Source organism: Pelatocladus sp. BLCC-F211 (assembly GCF_041928655.1).
Classification (GTDB): Bacteria; Cyanobacteriota; Cyanobacteriia; order Cyanobacteriales; family Nostocaceae; genus Pelatocladus.
On the sequence record NZ_JBHFLM010000030.1, the window covers coordinates 54,815 to 71,016 of the forward strand.

Consider the following 16,202-nt stretch of genomic DNA (forward strand, 5'->3'; position numbering starts at 1 on the left):
TAAAATATTAAAACGATGGAACTGCGACATCTGCGCTATTTCATTACTGTGGCGGAAGAACTACACTTCAGCCGAGCTGCTGAACGATTACACATAGCGCAACCACCTTTAAGTCAGCAAATTCACCAACTGGAAACTGAGTTAGGGGTGGAATTGTTTGCTCGCAAAACTAAGCGACAGGTACAGTTGACGGAAGCAGGAAGGGTATTTTTACAGTCAGCTTATCAACTGCTGGCGCAACTTGAGCAGGCGATTGAGTTAACACGGCGCACTGGTAGGGGTGAAACAGGACAATTGCGGGTAGGATTTATTAGTTCTGTAACTTATGATGTCTTACCTGCTATCTTGCAAGCTTTCCGCCAGCAGTTTCCGGGGGTGGAATTAATATTGCAGGAGTTAACGACACCAGAACAAGAAAAGGCTTTGCAAAATCATCGTCTTCAAGTTGGTTTTGTACATTTACCTTTAGAAGATGATAGTTTTGCTTGGGAGTGTATTCAGCAAGAAAATTTGGTTGTGGTTTTACCTGCAAATCATCCTTTAGCTAAACAAGAAAAAATTGCAGTGCGATCGCTTGCGGAGGAATTGTTTATTTTATTTCCGCGTCATTTGGGAATTGGACTTTACGACAAAATAATGGCTTTGTGTGAGGAAGTTAATTTCACACCAAAAGTTGCTCAAGAAGCTATTCAAATGCAAACAATAATTGGGTTAGTTTCGGCTGGAATGGGAATAGCAATTGTACCTGCTTCGTTGCAAAATCTGCAACGTCAGGGTGTTGTGTATCGAGCGATCGCTCAAACAACACCGTTCGTAGAAACAGCTGTGGTGTGGAAAAAAGAAGAAATCACACCAGTAATGCAGCAATTTCTGACTGTTGTTAAGGAGGTAACAAGCCGTGAACTAAAGTTATAAATCAACAACTTTTTCATCAGCTTTTTGATTAAATTGGCGGGCGACGCATGAAACGGCCAATCATAGATCCACAACGCAGAGCAAATTTATTCCATGAGTATGTTGCTTGTGAATAAACTTGAATGGGTGTTTGAGTATGTCGCCAATATACTTTATCAGTTATGCTAGGAGGACTACCCCTCAAAGCATCAATAATCAATTTTTTCCGCCACGGTTTGATGCAAGCTGCCGCATGAGACATGATATTACCACCAGGCAGAAAGTCCATTCCCTCAGGACCTACTGTACTTAGTGGATAATTAGTCAACATTAGTGTTAAGTTTAAATAAGTTTGGTCACCATCAAGATAGGGATAATTATCAAATATTCTCGTAGAAAAAACATCATTGATGTCCGAGTGTCGTGCTGCATCTCCAATTTCTATAAGTTTCTGCCACAGTAAAAGGATAGACTTATACTTTTGAGGAACACCAATAAAGCCACTATTATAATTGCGATCTAACTGACGTTCGCAAACAAATTCATTACTTTTGGCAAATTCTTTCCAAGCCAAGCGCCTCGGATGATCTGCTGGGACATGATACCACATATCACCACACAGAGCTATGCCACGGCTTACCCACTTTTGATAAAAATCCCAACTAAACTTATTTACAATATCAGGGTCAAAATAAAATAAGGCGTTAACTTCTGGGCAATATTTGTCTAACAATTGATACATGAAATCGGGTTTATAAAAACCGAAATGTTTTGAGGTGTTTAACTTTACAAAACGGATTGCACAAGCTTCTGCCACAGAAAACTCTTGATACTCTTGTTCATCTTTTAGTGGTTTAGCCCAAGGTGGCAAATGCCCACGATACCCGACCCAAACTATACCACGAAAGCCATGATTGTATATAGAATTAGTTAAAATTGCGACACCGTAGTGGTAATCACCTTCATATAAAGTACAGACTGCTGTTTGCATAAATAAGTTAAGCCTTTTTCCTCTTCAACACGATAATTTCCTTAAAGGGTTGTCTTGCAAAAGTTTATTAAGGACAGAAGAAGCACTTGATATACACCTGCTTATGCATCAACCCTAACAATTTGAGCAACGAACTTTTCTAATTGTAACTAATGGAAATTTTGCTGCTTAAAAATGAGGAAAACTATGAATTGCACCATAAAATCCACTAGATGTGCAACGCGGTAAGTAAATTCAGGTTAAGAGAAGAAACCTTCTTAATCTCCGTGTTGTCAAAATCAAAATGTGCAAATTTAAACGAAAAAAACTCCACCGATCAATCGGAAATTAGAGACTTGAAAAAAGATTTATAAATTCTGACTTCAAAGGCGGTTTGAGAATTCCATTCACGGGTATTGCATTTAAATGGGTTTAAATAACTCTTAAATACTCAGACATAATTAATACACACATTGTTTTCCCATTCCCTATTCCCTGTTTCCCGTTCTCTATTTCCACCAAAATTTTAAATTAGATACAACGGTTGCCAAAATGATGATTTTCGTTACAAAATTTGGAGCAGCAACATTATTTTGATTACTTTTATGTAGGAAAATATCATAGAATAAATCACTGATTCTCTGCTATAATTTACGCTCAAAAAACAGAGAAGTAACTATAGTTTTTCGGTTATTAATTATGCCAAAAAACAGACACTTTAGCTACAAATTGAATTTTTCCAAAAAGACTATTTTGAACAACTTTACAAAAATAATTATGAGCAAAATAGAGTCAGAAAAGCAGACTGATGATTTGTGCTTGGAGACGACTAATGGTAGCTCTTACAGAGAACCCTCAACATAAACGACTTACTATACAAACTGTCGAAATCGCTCCTAACACAACAGCGATTCGTTCGCTTGATTGGGATCGCGATCGCTTTGATATTGAATTCGGTCTACAAAATGGTACAACTTACAATTCATATCTGATTAAGGGCGATCGCATCGCCTTGGTGGATACTTCTCACACCAAGTTTCGCCACCTATATTTAGAGACTCTTAAGAAACTGGTTAACCCGAAAGCAATTGATTACATCATTGTCAGTCATACAGAGCCAGATCACAGTGGCTTGGTTGAGGACGTTCTACAATTAGCACCCAGAGCCACTGTCTTAGCATCGAAAGTTGCACTTCAGTTTCTGGAAAATTTAGTTCATGATCCCTTCTCGAAGCGAATTGTCAAGAGTGGCGATCGCGTAGATTTAGGTCAAGGTCACGAAATTGAATTTGTGAGTGCGCCTAACTTGCACTGGCCAGATACTATCTTCAGCTTTGATCGCAAAACCCAAACTCTGTTCACCTGTGACGCTTTTGGGATGCACTATTGTAGCGATGACACTTTTGATGTCAACTTAGAGGCAATTGAACCCGACTTTAGATTTTACTATGATTGCTTGATGGGGCCAAATGCTCGTTCGCTGCTGAATGCGATGAAAAAAATGAACGAGTTGGGCAACATTAAGATTATTGCTAATGGTCACGGGCCTCTACTCTACCATCATTTGGGTATACTCAGAGAGTGCTACCAAGGTTGGAGCCAAAGACAAGCCAAGACAGAGACAATTGTCGGCATGTTTTATGTCTCTGATTATGGTTATGGCGATCGCATTGCTCAGGCGATCGCTCATGGAGTCCAGAAAACTGGCGTCGGGATCGAAATCATGGATCTGACAACAACAGAGATCCAAGAAATTCAAGAATTAGCAGGTCGTTCATCTGGCATTATTGTTGGTATGCCGCCAACTGCTAACGCTGCGGCGCAAGCTGCGATTAGTGCGCTTTTAGGTGTAGTCAAAGAAAAGCAAGTCATCGGATTTTTTGAATGTTACGGCGGTGACGATGAACCCATCGATCCCCTACGTAGAAGATTCGTTGACTTTGGCGTCAAAGAAGCTTTCCCTGCAATTCGTATTAAAGAAACTCCTTCCCCAATCACCTTCCAACTGTGCGAAGAAGCGGGTACTGATTTGGGACAAATGCTAGTCCGCGAACGCAACATCAAACAAATTAAGTCCATCGACGTTAATTTGGAGAAAGCACTAGGTCGGGTTAGTAGCGGACTCTATATTATTACTGCCAACAAGAACGGTATGCAAGGAGCAATGCTGGCTTCCTGGGTAGCACAAGCTAGTTTACAACCTTTAGGATTTACAGTTTCTGTCGCTAAAGACCGAGCAATTGATTCATTGTTGCAAATCGGCGATAAGTTCGTCCTGAATGTGCTGGAAGAAGGAAACTATCAAGAACTGAAGAAACATTTCCTCAAGCGTCTGCATCCTGGTGCAGACAGATTTGCGGGAGTTAGAACTCAAACAGCTAAAAACGGTTCTCCAATTCTCACAGACGCTCTGGCTTACATGGAATGCGAAGTCAAGAGCAGCATGGAATGCAGCGACCACTGGCTATTGTACTGCACCGTCACCGATGGTCGAGTTTCCAAACCCGACGGACTAACAGCAGTTCGCCATCGTAAGGTAGGCAATTATTACTAAGAAGGCCAACGGGGGACAAGGAGGACAAGGGGGACAATGAGGACAAAGAGGACAAGAGAAAAATATGTTGTCTTATCTCCCCCCTCTCCCTTGTCTCCCTTGTCTCCCTTGTCTCTCTTGTCTCCCCCTTCCACCTTGTCCCCTATCTCCAAAAATTCCCTCCCCTCACGTAAATACCTATGACCAATCCTAATCCTCGCGACGTGCAGGTTTTACCAATTGCGACAAATACAACTGTGCTGCGCGCGCGCAGTTGGACACGCCTGCGATTTGAAATTGAATACGCACTAGCTAGAGGCACAACCTCTAATTGTTATGTAATTAGTGGTGAGAAAGTAGCAGTCATTGATCCACCCCCGGAAACTTTTAGCTTAATTTATTTAGATGCACTCAGGCAGTGTTTGAATGATTGGGAACGGTTGGATTATGTGATTCTTGGTCATTTTAATCCTAACCGCGTCGCCACAATCAAAGCACTTTTAGATTTAGTTCCTAAATTGACTTTTGTTTGTTCGCTTCCCTGTGCTGCGAATTTACGCGCAGCTTTCCCCAATCGCGAACTGAAAATTATTTCCATGCGGGGGAAAGAAACTCTGGATTTAGGTAAGGGTCATATTTTGAGATTCTTTCCGATTCCCAGCCCGCGCTGGCCGACGGGACTTTGCACTTACGACGAACAAACCCAAATTCTCTACTCGAATAAGCTATTTGGGGCGCATTTGTGCGGTGATGAAGTTTTTGATGAAGACTGGGATCTTCTTAAAGAAGATCAGCGCTACTATTTTGACTGTTTGATGGCTCCCCATGCTACTCACGTGCAAGCTGCTTTGGAAAAATTATCAGAGTTGCAAGTGAGAATGTATGCTACTGCTCACGGGCCATTGATTCGCTACGGCTTGTTGGAACTAGCCAAAGCCTACGAAATTTGGAGCAAGTCACAAACTGAACGTGAAATTACCGTTGCCTTGCTTTATGCTTCAGCTTATGGTAACACGGCAACTCTGGCACAAGCTTTTGCTTTGGGATTGACTAAAGGTGGAGTCGCAGTCGAATCAATTAACTGTGAATTTGCTGAACCTGATGAAGTTCGTAGTGCAATTGAAAAATGTGATGGCTTTATTATGGGTTCTCCCACTATTGGTGGAAATGCACCTACGCCCATTCACACAGCTTTGGGTATTGTTCTCGCCGTTGGTGACAACAGCAAATTAGCTGGTGTCTTTGGTTCCTATGGTTGGAGTGGCGAGGCTTTTGATTTAATTGAAGGTAAGCTCAAAGATGCTGGTTATCGATTTGGGTTTGAAACTTTAAAGGCCAGATTTAAACCCACCGATGTCATGCTGAAAGAATGTGAAGAAATGGCGACAGATTTTGCCCAAAGCCTGAGAAAAGCGAAAAAACCACGTTTGACTCAAGCTGCTGCAAGCCAGATGGAACAAGCTGTTGGGCGAATCGTTGGTTCTGTTTGCGTCGTCACAGCCAAGCAAGGCGAAGTTTCTACGGGGATGTTGGGTGCATGGGTATCACAAGCAACTTTTAATCCACCGGGAATTACTGTGGCGATCGCCAAAGAAAGAGCGGTTGAATCGATTATGCATACAGGCGGTAAATTTGTTTTGAATATCTTGGGTGAAGAAAATTACCAAGATTATATGAAACACTTCCGCAAAAACTTTGCTCCTGGAGAAGATAGATTTAAGGACTTTTCCACAGCAGTTGCAGATAACGGTTGTGCAATTATCACCGACTCAATCGCTTATCTGGAGTGTTCAGTTAACAAACGCATGGAATGCGGCGATCATTGGGTTGTGTATGCGATCGTAGACAATGGTAAGTTATTGCAACCGGATACCGTGACAGCTATGCATCATCGCAAAGCGGGTAGTCATTATTGATTTGATCGGTTTGTAGTAAGCAATGCGCGTGCTTAAATATTTGAGGACTAAAGTCCTCACTACAAACCTGATAATACACATTCCCCAGGTGCGATCGCACTCTCACTACAAAACGAGCGATCGCACAATACGTATTGGAGTTCTAAACTCGGATGTTGAACCTTTAAACTCAAAGTTTCTCGTTCCAAGTGGGAAAGTTCTCGTTCCAAGTGAGAATGTTCTTGTTTCAAGTGGGAAAGTTCTCGTTTCAAGTGAGAATGTTCTTGTTTTAAGTGAGAATGTTCTTGTTTTAAGTCAATACGGTTCAGTTAAGGCTAAAAACTAAAACTAGCGTAGGTTGGGGAGCCAGTGCGTTACGGGGGTCCCAAGAGTTGTAGCACCTGGCGTTTGAGGAACGTAGACGCGCCCTGCGCGGCTGATCGCAGAGTAACCCAACAAAGCCTTGATAATGTTGGGTTTCGTTCCTCAACCCAACCTACATTTCTTCTTAACTGAACCGTATTGTGTTTTAAGTACGATCGCTACATTGACACATCACCAGCAAACTATTGCTATACCAGATTGATATAAATTGAAAAGTTTAACAGCGAATACCTGACATGACAAGCCGCCTCCCCAGGTGGCTTTTTATGTGCGATCGCATTTATCGCGTTAAATTTTTAATGTATTGGCTTGTATAGGAATCATATTTGATTTCTGAAAAGAACTACGAGATAATACGGAGGGGTATATATGTCTAGCAGCGAACAATGATAAACCAGCATCTACAAGCCGCGATCGCAGAACTACAAGAATTTATAGATTATCGCCCAGATGCAAACAATCTAAAAATAAGCTCTACCTAAGATTTGGGTTTTGAGAAGAGCAATTGCAGAAAAGAAAAAGTCAAGGAGCTATACTCCTTGACCAATATTCAATCAAGTTTTACAACACACAACCACACATAACTAGTGAGGTCTACAACTATGTTAAATAAATCATAAGCTTTAGTCCATTATACATGCCTTAAATTGCTATTTTTTTAGTAGAGGCGATCGCAGCGGCACTGTAAACATGCTTATTTTATAGGTTTGTAGTTAAAAAACGTAAAAAACTACACAATAACTTGATAGAGGGACTATTATATAAACCCATTGGTTATGAGATTTCGATACCTCAACATAAAAGTACCCAACGAGGGTACTGTGACTGAGCAATAAACCTGCTGACAATAACAAAGTAGGAACACAAAACCAAAAACTCTAATCGCTTTCACACTAGAGTTAAGACCAGTATTTGCCATTACTCTATTGAATACAAAAGGAGAATATGTTGTATGGCTCGAAATAATAAAAGACCATTAGGATTTGGGTGTGAGCATCAACAATACTCAAGATGTCCTATTTGTTGTGTTGTACCACCTCACATGCTAGAGAAAATCGTAGTAAATGGTAATGAGCAACAACGTAATTGGGCATTTCATACCTTAAATATTTCGTCACAATTTCGAGGACGGCGAAATGTAGTAGGTGCAGTCAATTTTGCAGTTTCCCCTGGTGAAAAACGCCGCACTATCTACGATGCTAAAGGCACTGAACAACTCCCTGGTACACTGGTACGTGGTGAAGGCGATCCTCCTTGCAACGATATTGCAGTTAACGAAGCTTACGATAGTGCTGGAGCTACCTACGATTTATATTATGAGGTGTTTGAGCGTAATTCTATTGATGATAAAGGGCTGCGTTTAGACTCTACCGTGCATTACGGTGTTAAATATGATAACGCCTTCTGGAATGGCGACCAAATGGTTTATGGTGATGGAGATGGTGAAATATTTCAACGTTTCACTAAATGCATTGATGTTATTGGTCATGAACTAACCCATGGTGTTACCCAGTATGAAGCTGGGTTGCAATATTATGGTGAATCTGGAGCGCTCAATGAGTCATTCTCTGATGTATTTGGCTCATTGGTAAAACAATGGGTTAAAAAACAAACTGCTCAAGAGGCTGACTGGATTATTGGAGAGGGTATCTTTACAGATAAGGTGAATGGTGTAGGTATTCGTTCCATGAAAGCGCCGGGAACAGCATATAATGATCCAGTCTTAGGTAAAGATCCCCAACCAGGACATATGAATAATAAATATACTGGTTTTGAAGATAATGGGGGAGTACATATCAACTCAGGTATTGCCAACCGTGCTTTTTATTTAGCAGCAACAGAAATTGGCGGTTATGCTTGGGAAAAAGCAGGAAAAATTTGGTATGTAGCTTTACGCGATCGCCTACGTGCTAGAACTAACTTTAAACGCGCTGCGAATACAATTATTCAAGTTGCTGGTGAACTATATGGTAACGGAAGTAAAGAGCAGAATGCAGTGCAAAAGGCTTGGAAAGAAGTAGGAGTAATTTAAAATTATGAATTATGAATTATGAATTATGAATTATGAAAAATTAAATTTCTAATTTATAATTCATAATTTATATTTTGTCGTTATATTTTATTGTTAAACTGGGAGATAAAGCTTTATCTTCCCAGTTTTTTTTATAGCAAAAGCTAGTACTACGGAGAGGAAAATGCGGATATTACTTCAGCGTACAGGTGGTTTTGCCGGAATAAGTAAGAAAGCTATTGTTGATACTGCTAATTTGTCTTCTGAAGAAACTCAGCAACTATCTCACCTATTGGAAACCGCAAATTTTTTTAATTTACCTACAGTAATTAATGCTCCAAGTAACCAAGCTGACCGTTTTCAATACATTTTAACTGTGGAAGAAAATAATCAACAACACACAGTAAAAGTAAATGAGGCCGCACTACCAGGAACTTTAAAACAAATTATTGAATGGATAAATGCTAGAGGGAATTAAAAAAAATAATTATTGAGATTGGTAATTGGTAAGAATTGAATTCAGGGAATATTTTATAATTTCAAAGAGTATCCCAACTTTTACCTTTATAACCATATTGAAAAATTTCTGGATGCAAAATTTCTGCCATCATTTCTAATGAATCTACTAATCTTGGGCCTGGACGATTGAAGTAAGAATTACCATCAGTTATGTAGACTCTACCAGTTTGATTAGCATGTAAATTCTGCCATTCAGGCCGTTTAGTCAACAACTCGGTATCCTGGCGAGTGCGATTTAAATCAAAGCCACAAGGCATGAAAATAATTATATCTGGATTGCTCGCAATCAAATTTTCCCATTTTAACTGTGTTGCAGCGTGACCCGTGACGCTAAATAAAGGCTCTCCACCTGCGAAAGTAACTAATTCAGGAATCCAATTACCAGCAACCATTAAAGGATCACTCCACTCAATACAGGCCACTTTGGGCAATTTTTCTGTTTGGGAAAGTCCTTGTGTTTTTTGAGCGACTATTTTCACACGAGCTTCTAAATTTTCTAGCACCTTGATCGCATCTACTTGCAAAGTGTTAGCTACTCGCTCAATATCAGCCCAAACATCCCTAAGAAAATTAGGTTGTAAGGAAATTATTTGCGGTTTTGCTTGAGTCAGTTCAGCTACAGCTTTTTCCACTTCTGATAAACTAACAGCACAGACATCACATTGATCTTGGGTGACAATGTGAGTGGGTTGTAGTCGCTCTAAAATATCCGTTTTGATTTCGTATATACTGAGGGCAGATTGTATTAATTTATTAACTTCGTCGTGGATTTCACCACTAGAGACATTGGTCTTGAGTCTAGGTTGAGTACATATAGGACGATCTTGGATTTCAGGAGGGTAGTCACACTCATGCGATCGCCCAACAACAGCATCAGTTAAACCCAGTATGGCTAGAATTTCAGTTCCACTGGGAATTAGGGAAACGATTCTCAGGTTGCTATTGCTCATCGCTTTATCCCGACAATAGTTGCATATAGCTTAATTGTCTCAAAATCACAAAAGCTTTGTATCTGCCTGTGGGTGGGACACACAGAGAGATGGAAAATCATAAATTTTTAAAGCTAGATCCAAATTATAAGATCCCCAACTTTTATCAAAAGCCGGGGATGTTGTTTGAATTTTCAAGTTCTGAACTCGAAATTTCTCGTTTCAACCGAGAAGTTTCTTGTTTCAAACCTGGAATTTCTTGTTTGAAAGCAGGAGTTTCAAGTTCTGAACCCGAAATTTCTTGTTTCAACCTTGGAGTTTCTTGTTTCAACCCTGAAGTTTCTCGTTTCAACCTTGAAATTTCTCATTTCAACCTTGGAGTTTCTTGTTTCAAACGCGATCGTAAGAGCCAAGGTACTGGATAATAGCTTTGCTGCTAAGTTTATCCCCGATCCCCAATCCCATTTACTGCTGAAGCTTTTTAATCACATCCAATGTTGTTTGATACAACTGCGTGTTTCCTTGTTGTCGAAACCATTCCGCAGCTTTTTGTAAATCTGCGATCGCACCTTGTTTATCTCCTAATTGCAGACGCAGTAAACCCCGGCTGCCATAGATTTGAGCTAAATTCGGATTAATCTTCAATGCCTGGTTATAATCTGCTAAGGCTCCTTGTAAGTCTTGCATCTGAGAGCGAAGTACACCTCTGTTAAAATAAGCTGCGGCGTAGTTAGGATTTATTTTAATTGCTTGGTCATAGTCTGCTAACGCCCCTTGCGTATCTCCCAACTTCAAACGCACAGCCCCCCGGTTATTGTAGACTTCGGGATCATTGGGATTAATCTTGAGTGCCTGATTATAATCTGCTAAAGCCCCTTGATTATCTCCCAAATCATCACGAACAGTACCTCGGTTTAAGTAAGCTTTGGGAAAGTTGGGATTAATTTTAATCGCTTGATTGTTATCTGCTAATGCTCCTTCTTTATCTCCTGATAAGTAGCGGAGACGACCGCGATTGTAGTAAGCTTCGGCATAGTTGGGATTAAGCTTGAGAGCAGAGTTGAAATCTGCTAATGCTCCTTGTTGATCTCCTGCGTCTTGGCGGATAATTCCCCGGTTACTGTAAGCTTCAGCAAGGTTAGGATTAATTTTAATCGCTTGATTGTAGTCTGCTAACGCTGCTTGTTTGTCTCCCTGTTCTTGGCGAATCAGTCCTCGGTTATTGTAAGCATGAGCATAATTAGGATTAATTTTTATTACCTGGTTGTAATCTGCTAAGGCGCCGTTTGTGTCTCCCTGTTCTTGGCGAACAATACCTCTGTTATTGTAAGCATCGTCAAAATAGGGATCAATCTTGATTGCTTGGTTGTAATCTGCGATCGCTTTCTGCTTTTCTCCCAAGTCTGAGTAAGCATTACCCCGTTTATTATAAGCTTGGGCGTCTTCAGGATTGAGTTTAATACTTTGGGTGTAAGCCGCGATCGCTCCTTGATAATCTTTTAAAATCGTACGGGCTACCGCTTGACTATTGTAGCCTTCAACTTGATTCCCTTGTTCTAAAAATAATTTTGTAGCTGTCTGTAAATCCTTTGCTGCATTTTCTCTATCGTAAAGATTTAACTGGACAATTCCCCGTTGGTAATAAGCTTGTGCATATTTAGGATTAAGGCGAATTGCTTGGGTGTAATCTGCGATCGCACCTTTATAATCTTGATTGCGATCTTTTTGTTTGGCTTGAATAAAAAAGTCGTCTGCTTTCGGCCCAGTAGCTACAACATTTGGGGGACGCACTCCTAAATCAACCCCCACAACTGAAATTTTCTGCAAAGCTGAATTAATCGTGATACCTAAACCCGTAATAATCTTACTCTGACTTTTCTCACCAATTTCCTGTTCATCAGCCCTACCATGAATCGCTACTACTTCACCTTGTTCATTCAACACCGGACCACCACTCATCCCTCCTAAAGTATCGTTATCGTAGATGAGATTGTAACCATCACCTTGCGGTGTACCATTGGCGTTCACACGTCCTGTAGTGAAGAATAAAGTCGGATTGGGAATTGCGCCTCTTCTTCCCGGAAACCCTACTACGTAAACTGTTGTACTAGCTGTAGCTTTGTCAGAATTCCCGATTTTGGCAACTTTATAACTCTTACTACTGCTAAACTCCACAACAGCTAAATCCACTCCTGACAAGTGTTTAACAGATTTAATCTGATTGCTTTGTTGATCTGGTGTAATAATTTCGTACTTACTATCATCTTTGACCACATGATAGGCAGTCAACACAGTATAAGTATTGCTGGATTGCTTGATAATAACTCCCGAACCGGTCGCAACAGGATTTTGACTATCCACAATCCGTACTGTAATTTCTCTACCTATACTTTCTACCTCTTGTCCAGATAAGGCGACTGCAATTTGTGATTGCATCAATACTATGGATGCGCCTACTAGTATGGGTGGAAGATGGTAATATCTCATGGTTTTGCAGTAATTTTTTACTCAAAATTGGTTATTATTACTAGCCACCCTGGATTTTAGTTTTGAACAAAATAATTAATACAGAAGAATTAACAATAACACGATTCATCGACATTCGATAATTAATTTAAATAGTGTCGGCTTTTTGAGTTCAAAACAAACATGGTAAGTTCAACTGCTGTACTACCTCCATTTATCGTGCTAGATCAACTTCTGCAAAACTGGTTATTAGAGGATATTGGTAGAGGCGATCGCACAACTCAATCTCTTTTAAGTGAAAATACAATTCAAGGACAAGCCTATTGGATAGCGAAAGCGCCTGGGGTAATTGCTGGTTTACCAATAGCAGCGAGAGTTTTTCAGCTTTTAAATGAGAAGGTCGAGTTTACCACACATGCAGCTGAAGGTGAATACTGTCAGCAAGGACAGGTAATAGCACAGATACATGGATCTTTAGATGCACTGTTGATGGGGGAACGAGTAGCGCTTAATTTAGCGATGCGTTTAAGTGGAATTGCTACACTCACTCGTCAATATACAGATAAAATTTCAGACTTACCTACTAAATTTGTGGATACTCGTAAAACTACGCCAGGTTTAAGAATTTTGGAAAAGTATGCAACTCAAGTAGGAGGGGCGATCAATCATCGTATGGGATTGGATGATGCAGTCATGATCAAAGATAACCATATTGCAGCAGCTGGAGGAATAAAAGAAGCTATTATTCAGATTCGAGAACGGGTACCTTATCCATTGACGATTGAGGTAGAAACAGAAACTTTAGAACAGGTGCAAGAAGCTCTAAATAATAAAGCTGACATTATTATGTTGGACAATATGCCTCTAGATATGATGCGAGAGGCGGTGCAAATAATTCGCTCAGAAAATAGTAGAGTCAAAATAGAGGCTTCTGGCAATATTACCTTAGAGACAATTCGTCCTGTAGCAGAGACAGGTGTAGACTACATTTCTAGTAGTGCGCCAATTACGCAATCAAAATGGTTAGATTTGAGCATGAAGATTCAGTAATGTATTAAGTTCGTAGTCAGCACTTGAGTGCTTAAATGAGAACTAAAGTCCTCACTACAAACCTTTTGTTATTTGCGCTGTCTTACTTATTACTAGAGATGATTTAAAATCTATCTTGAGATGATTTGATGTAAAAGCGATCGCAAGTAAGCTTGCAAGGCGAGGTATTATTTTACTTGCTAGCTTTTATGGTAGATATTTATATTATTAACCTGCTGATTATTGGTCTGCTGTTGCTATTTGTAACTCTAGGCTCAGGTTGGATTGCACGTTTACCTCTATCTTTTGCCCTGATTTACCTGGTGGTTGGTATTGTTCTCGGCCCTTACGGCTTTGGACTGGTTCAATTACGCCGTGATGAGATTTTTAATGCTGAATTACTAGAACGTCTCGCTGAATTTGTAGTAATTATTTCTGTTTTTAGTTGCGGTTTAAAAATTGTTCGTCCCATCAGTTGGAAGTCTTGGAATCTGACGACACGCTTGATTGGATTATTAATGCCAATTTCCATATTTGGACTAGCAGTTGTAGGGAAGTTTTTTTTAGGAATGAATTGGGGAGAAGCAATTTTATTAGGAGCAATTCTTGCACCTACTGACCCAGTTTTAGCTTCCGAAGTTCAGCTAACTGATACACGTGATCAAGATGAATTACGTTTTGGTTTAACTTCCGAAGGTGGTTTAAATGATGCTTTAGCTTTTCCTTTTGTTTACTTTGGATTATATGCTTTAAAAGATAGCAATTGGAATAATTGGTTGAAATTCTGGATTAGTGTTGATGTCATTTGGGCTATTGCTGCTGGCATAATTATGGGGTTTATTGTTGCGAAAGCAGTAGTCTGGATTGATAAAAAAGTCCAAAAGCATCATCGTCCTGACGAATTAATGGAAGATTTTATTGCTATTAGTACTATTTTATTAACTTATTCATTAACAGAAATAGTTAATGGTTATGGTTTTCTAGCAGTATTTATAGCAGGATTAGTTGTGCAGCGCAGCTACAAGGATACAGATAAAACTTTAGCAAAATTGGAATTTATCGAAAGGTTGGAAAAGCTTCTAGAAGTAGGAACAATTTTATTACTAGGTTCAATATTATTATTTCAGCCCATACTAAATTATGCTACCCAGTCTTTATTGGTGATAGTATTACTATTCTTTATCATTCGACCTCTAGGAGTCTGGTTAAGTACAATTGGTCATCGTTCACCGTCTATGCGTCGCCGCTTCTTACATCCCGGAAGTCGTTGGCTAATTGGTTGGTTTGGGATCCGTGGAGTTGGTTCTTTATATTATCTTGCTTACGCTTTTGGTAAGGGTTTAGAAGGTCAAGTTGCTGAGAAGATTTCCTGGATTACTTACACTACAATTGTTGTTTCTGTAATTGTTCATGGCGTTAGTGCAACTCCTTTAATGAATCTATACGAACGCCATATTCCAGAACGCAAAGAAACTCATTCATCTTCAACAATTGATGAATTTGAGTAATTTTTATTTCATAAAATTCAATATCTAATTCTAGGATCTATATAGGCATTTAAAATATCAATCAAAATGCTTGCACCCACAACAATCGCGCCAAAAAATACCATTATTCCTTGAACTGTGGGATAATCCCGCTCTGAAATTCCTTGATATAATCTATTTGCTAATCCCGGCCAAGAAAATGTGACTTCAGTCAAAATTGCTCCACCCAACAAAGAAGCAAAAGTTAATCCTAAGACAGTAATGACTGGAATCAAAGCATTTTTAAAAGCATGAGAAAATAAAATTGTATTCTCAGGAATACCTCTGGCTCTAGCAGCTTCCACATAATCTGCTTGCATAGTTTGCTTTAAATTGACACGTACAATACGTTCAAAAATACCACTGAGCAAAATTCCCAAAGTACAACAAGGAAGAATGAGATATTGCACAGCAGTCAAAAATTGCGTGAAGTTACCTTTTAAAAGACTATCAATGCTATATAAACCTGTAATAGTATCTGGTGCGGAAATAGTTGCAGGATAACGTGTTCCTAAAGGTAATATATCTAATTGGACAGCAAAAATTAATTGTAAAATCATTCCTGCCCAAAATATGGGGAGTGCATAGGTAATTATTCCAAATAATCTTCCTCCTACATCTAAAGGTGTACCAGGACGGGAAGCAGAAATAACACCAACTGCAATACCAACAATCAGAGCGATCGCAATACTATATATTGCTAATTCTGCTGTAGCTGGGAAATATTGCCAAATAATATCCCAAACTTGTTGTCCGCGACTGGAAATAGATTTACCCATATCAAAGCGTAGTAAGTCACCTATATACTTCAAGTACTGTAACCACAAGGGTAAATTTAAACCTAGCTGTTTTCGCATTTCTTCTTTAACACTTTCTGGCGCCCGCGCACCCAAAATTGCATCAACGGGATCTCCAGGTGTTGCTCTGAGTAAAAGAAATACAATTGTGATAATTGTTAACAGCTGAAGCGGAGCTAATAATAAACGAGTAGTAATGTAATATGTTAAAGCTTTAGAACGGGACATGATAATTTGGGTAATTGGTAA

The 16,202-nt window shown here is 39.6% G+C and carries 13 protein-coding genes; 8 read left to right on the forward strand and 5 right to left on the reverse strand.

Going from position 1 to position 16,202, the window contains the following annotated elements; translation table 11 throughout:
• The first annotated feature begins 15 nt into the window (after positions 1–15).
• A complete protein-coding gene (locus ACE1AT_RS02960) occupies positions 16–915 on the forward strand; it encodes a LysR family transcriptional regulator (protein ID WP_374865822.1) in 900 nt (299 codons plus the stop codon).
• 28 nt (positions 916–943) lie between these two features.
• Here ACE1AT_RS02960 and ACE1AT_RS02965 read toward each other — a convergent pair whose 3' ends face one another.
• Positions 944–1,885, reverse strand: a complete 942-nt coding sequence (locus tag ACE1AT_RS02965; RefSeq protein ID WP_374865823.1) for a hypothetical protein — start codon at positions 1,883–1,885, stop codon at positions 944–946.
• Between the two features lie 811 nt (positions 1,886–2,696).
• Between ACE1AT_RS02965 and ACE1AT_RS02970 the strand changes: the two genes are divergently transcribed.
• Both ACE1AT_RS02970 and ACE1AT_RS02975 read left to right on the forward strand, forming a co-directional pair.
• Positions 2,697–4,418 (forward strand): diflavin flavoprotein, encoded by a 1,722-nt coding sequence (locus tag ACE1AT_RS02970; protein ID WP_374865824.1) that lies wholly within the window; start codon positions 2,697–2,699, stop codon positions 4,416–4,418.
• Between the two features lie 179 nt (positions 4,419–4,597).
• Positions 4,598–6,313, forward strand: a complete 1,716-nt coding sequence (locus ACE1AT_RS02975; RefSeq protein ID WP_374865825.1) for a diflavin flavoprotein — start codon at positions 4,598–4,600, stop codon at positions 6,311–6,313.
• 59 nt (positions 6,314–6,372) lie between these two features.
• Here ACE1AT_RS02975 and ACE1AT_RS02980 read toward each other — a convergent pair whose 3' ends face one another.
• Entirely contained in the window at positions 6,373–6,564 is a 192-nt protein-coding gene (locus ACE1AT_RS02980; protein WP_374865826.1) for a hypothetical protein, read from the reverse strand.
• A 1,064-nt stretch (positions 6,565–7,628) separates the two neighbouring features.
• Between ACE1AT_RS02980 and ACE1AT_RS02985 the strand changes: the two genes are divergently transcribed.
• Together ACE1AT_RS02985 and ACE1AT_RS02990 are read left to right on the forward strand one after the other, a co-directional pair.
• Positions 7,629–8,708, forward strand: a complete 1,080-nt coding sequence (locus tag ACE1AT_RS02985) for a M4 family metallopeptidase (RefSeq protein WP_374865827.1) — start codon at positions 7,629–7,631, stop codon at positions 8,706–8,708.
• A 163-nt stretch (positions 8,709–8,871) separates the two neighbouring features.
• Entirely contained in the window at positions 8,872–9,165 is a 294-nt protein-coding gene (locus ACE1AT_RS02990; RefSeq protein ID WP_374865828.1) for a protealysin inhibitor emfourin, read from the forward strand.
• 61 nt (positions 9,166–9,226) lie between these two features.
• Here the strand turns inward: ACE1AT_RS02990 and ACE1AT_RS02995 are convergent, their stop codons facing one another.
• Positions 9,227–10,156: a cobalamin-binding protein gene (locus ACE1AT_RS02995; RefSeq protein WP_374865829.1), complete on the reverse strand. Its 930-nt coding sequence runs from the start codon at positions 10,154–10,156 to the stop codon at positions 9,227–9,229.
• Between the two features lie 89 nt (positions 10,157–10,245).
• Here ACE1AT_RS02995 and ACE1AT_RS03000 point away from each other — a divergent pair, with 89 nt between their 5' ends.
• A complete protein-coding gene (locus ACE1AT_RS03000) occupies positions 10,246–10,560 on the forward strand; it encodes a hypothetical protein (protein WP_374865830.1) in 315 nt (104 codons plus the stop codon).
• Between the two features lie 40 nt (positions 10,561–10,600).
• On the opposite strand, the gene ACE1AT_RS03005 is transcribed toward ACE1AT_RS03000, so the two are convergent.
• A complete protein-coding gene (locus ACE1AT_RS03005; RefSeq protein WP_374865831.1) occupies positions 10,601–12,622 on the reverse strand; it encodes a tetratricopeptide repeat-containing serine protease family protein in 2,022 nt (673 codons plus the stop codon).
• Positions 12,623–12,784: 162 nt separating this feature from the next.
• On the opposite strand from ACE1AT_RS03005, the gene nadC reads away from it, so the two are divergent.
• Both nadC and ACE1AT_RS03015 read left to right on the forward strand, forming a co-directional pair.
• On the forward strand, positions 12,785–13,651 hold the full coding sequence (gene nadC / locus ACE1AT_RS03010; RefSeq protein WP_374865832.1) for a carboxylating nicotinate-nucleotide diphosphorylase: 867 nt from the start codon (positions 12,785–12,787) through the stop codon (positions 13,649–13,651).
• 188 nt (positions 13,652–13,839) lie between these two features.
• Positions 13,840–15,138 (forward strand): cation:proton antiporter, encoded by a 1,299-nt coding sequence (locus ACE1AT_RS03015; protein ID WP_374865833.1) that lies wholly within the window; start codon positions 13,840–13,842, stop codon positions 15,136–15,138.
• Between the two features lie 17 nt (positions 15,139–15,155).
• On the opposite strand, the gene ACE1AT_RS03020 is transcribed toward ACE1AT_RS03015, so the two are convergent.
• On the reverse strand, positions 15,156–16,181 hold the full coding sequence (locus ACE1AT_RS03020; RefSeq protein WP_374865834.1) for an ABC transporter permease: 1,026 nt from the start codon (positions 16,179–16,181) through the stop codon (positions 15,156–15,158).
• Positions 16,182–16,202 lie beyond the last annotated feature (21 nt).

Bases quoted from the DNA above. Each gene is read 5' to 3' on its own strand.
- ACE1AT_RS02970 (WP_374865824.1), top strand. From the start codon at position 2,697: ATGGTAGCTCTTACAGAGAACCCTCAACATAAACGACTTACTATACAA.
- ACE1AT_RS02975 (WP_374865825.1), top strand. From the start codon at position 4,598: ATGACCAATCCTAATCCTCGCGACGTGCAGGTTTTACCAATTGCGACA.
- ACE1AT_RS03015 (WP_374865833.1), top strand. From the start codon at position 13,840: ATGGTAGATATTTATATTATTAACCTGCTGATTATTGGTCTGCTGTTG.
- ACE1AT_RS02960 (WP_374865822.1), top strand. From the start codon at position 16: ATGGAACTGCGACATCTGCGCTATTTCATTACTGTGGCGGAAGAACTA.
- ACE1AT_RS02965 (WP_374865823.1), bottom strand. From the start codon at position 1,885: ATGCAAACAGCAGTCTGTACTTTATATGAAGGTGATTACCACTACGGT.
- ACE1AT_RS03000 (WP_374865830.1), top strand. From the start codon at position 10,246: ATGGAAAATCATAAATTTTTAAAGCTAGATCCAAATTATAAGATCCCC.
- nadC (WP_374865832.1), top strand. From the start codon at position 12,785: ATGGTAAGTTCAACTGCTGTACTACCTCCATTTATCGTGCTAGATCAA.
- ACE1AT_RS03005 (WP_374865831.1), bottom strand. From the start codon at position 12,622: ATGAGATATTACCATCTTCCACCCATACTAGTAGGCGCATCCATAGTA.
- ACE1AT_RS02990 (WP_374865828.1), top strand. From the start codon at position 8,872: ATGCGGATATTACTTCAGCGTACAGGTGGTTTTGCCGGAATAAGTAAG.
- ACE1AT_RS02985 (WP_374865827.1), top strand. From the start codon at position 7,629: ATGGCTCGAAATAATAAAAGACCATTAGGATTTGGGTGTGAGCATCAA.
- ACE1AT_RS03020 (WP_374865834.1), bottom strand. From the start codon at position 16,181: ATGTCCCGTTCTAAAGCTTTAACATATTACATTACTACTCGTTTATTA.
- ACE1AT_RS02995 (WP_374865829.1), bottom strand. From the start codon at position 10,156: ATGAGCAATAGCAACCTGAGAATCGTTTCCCTAATTCCCAGTGGAACT.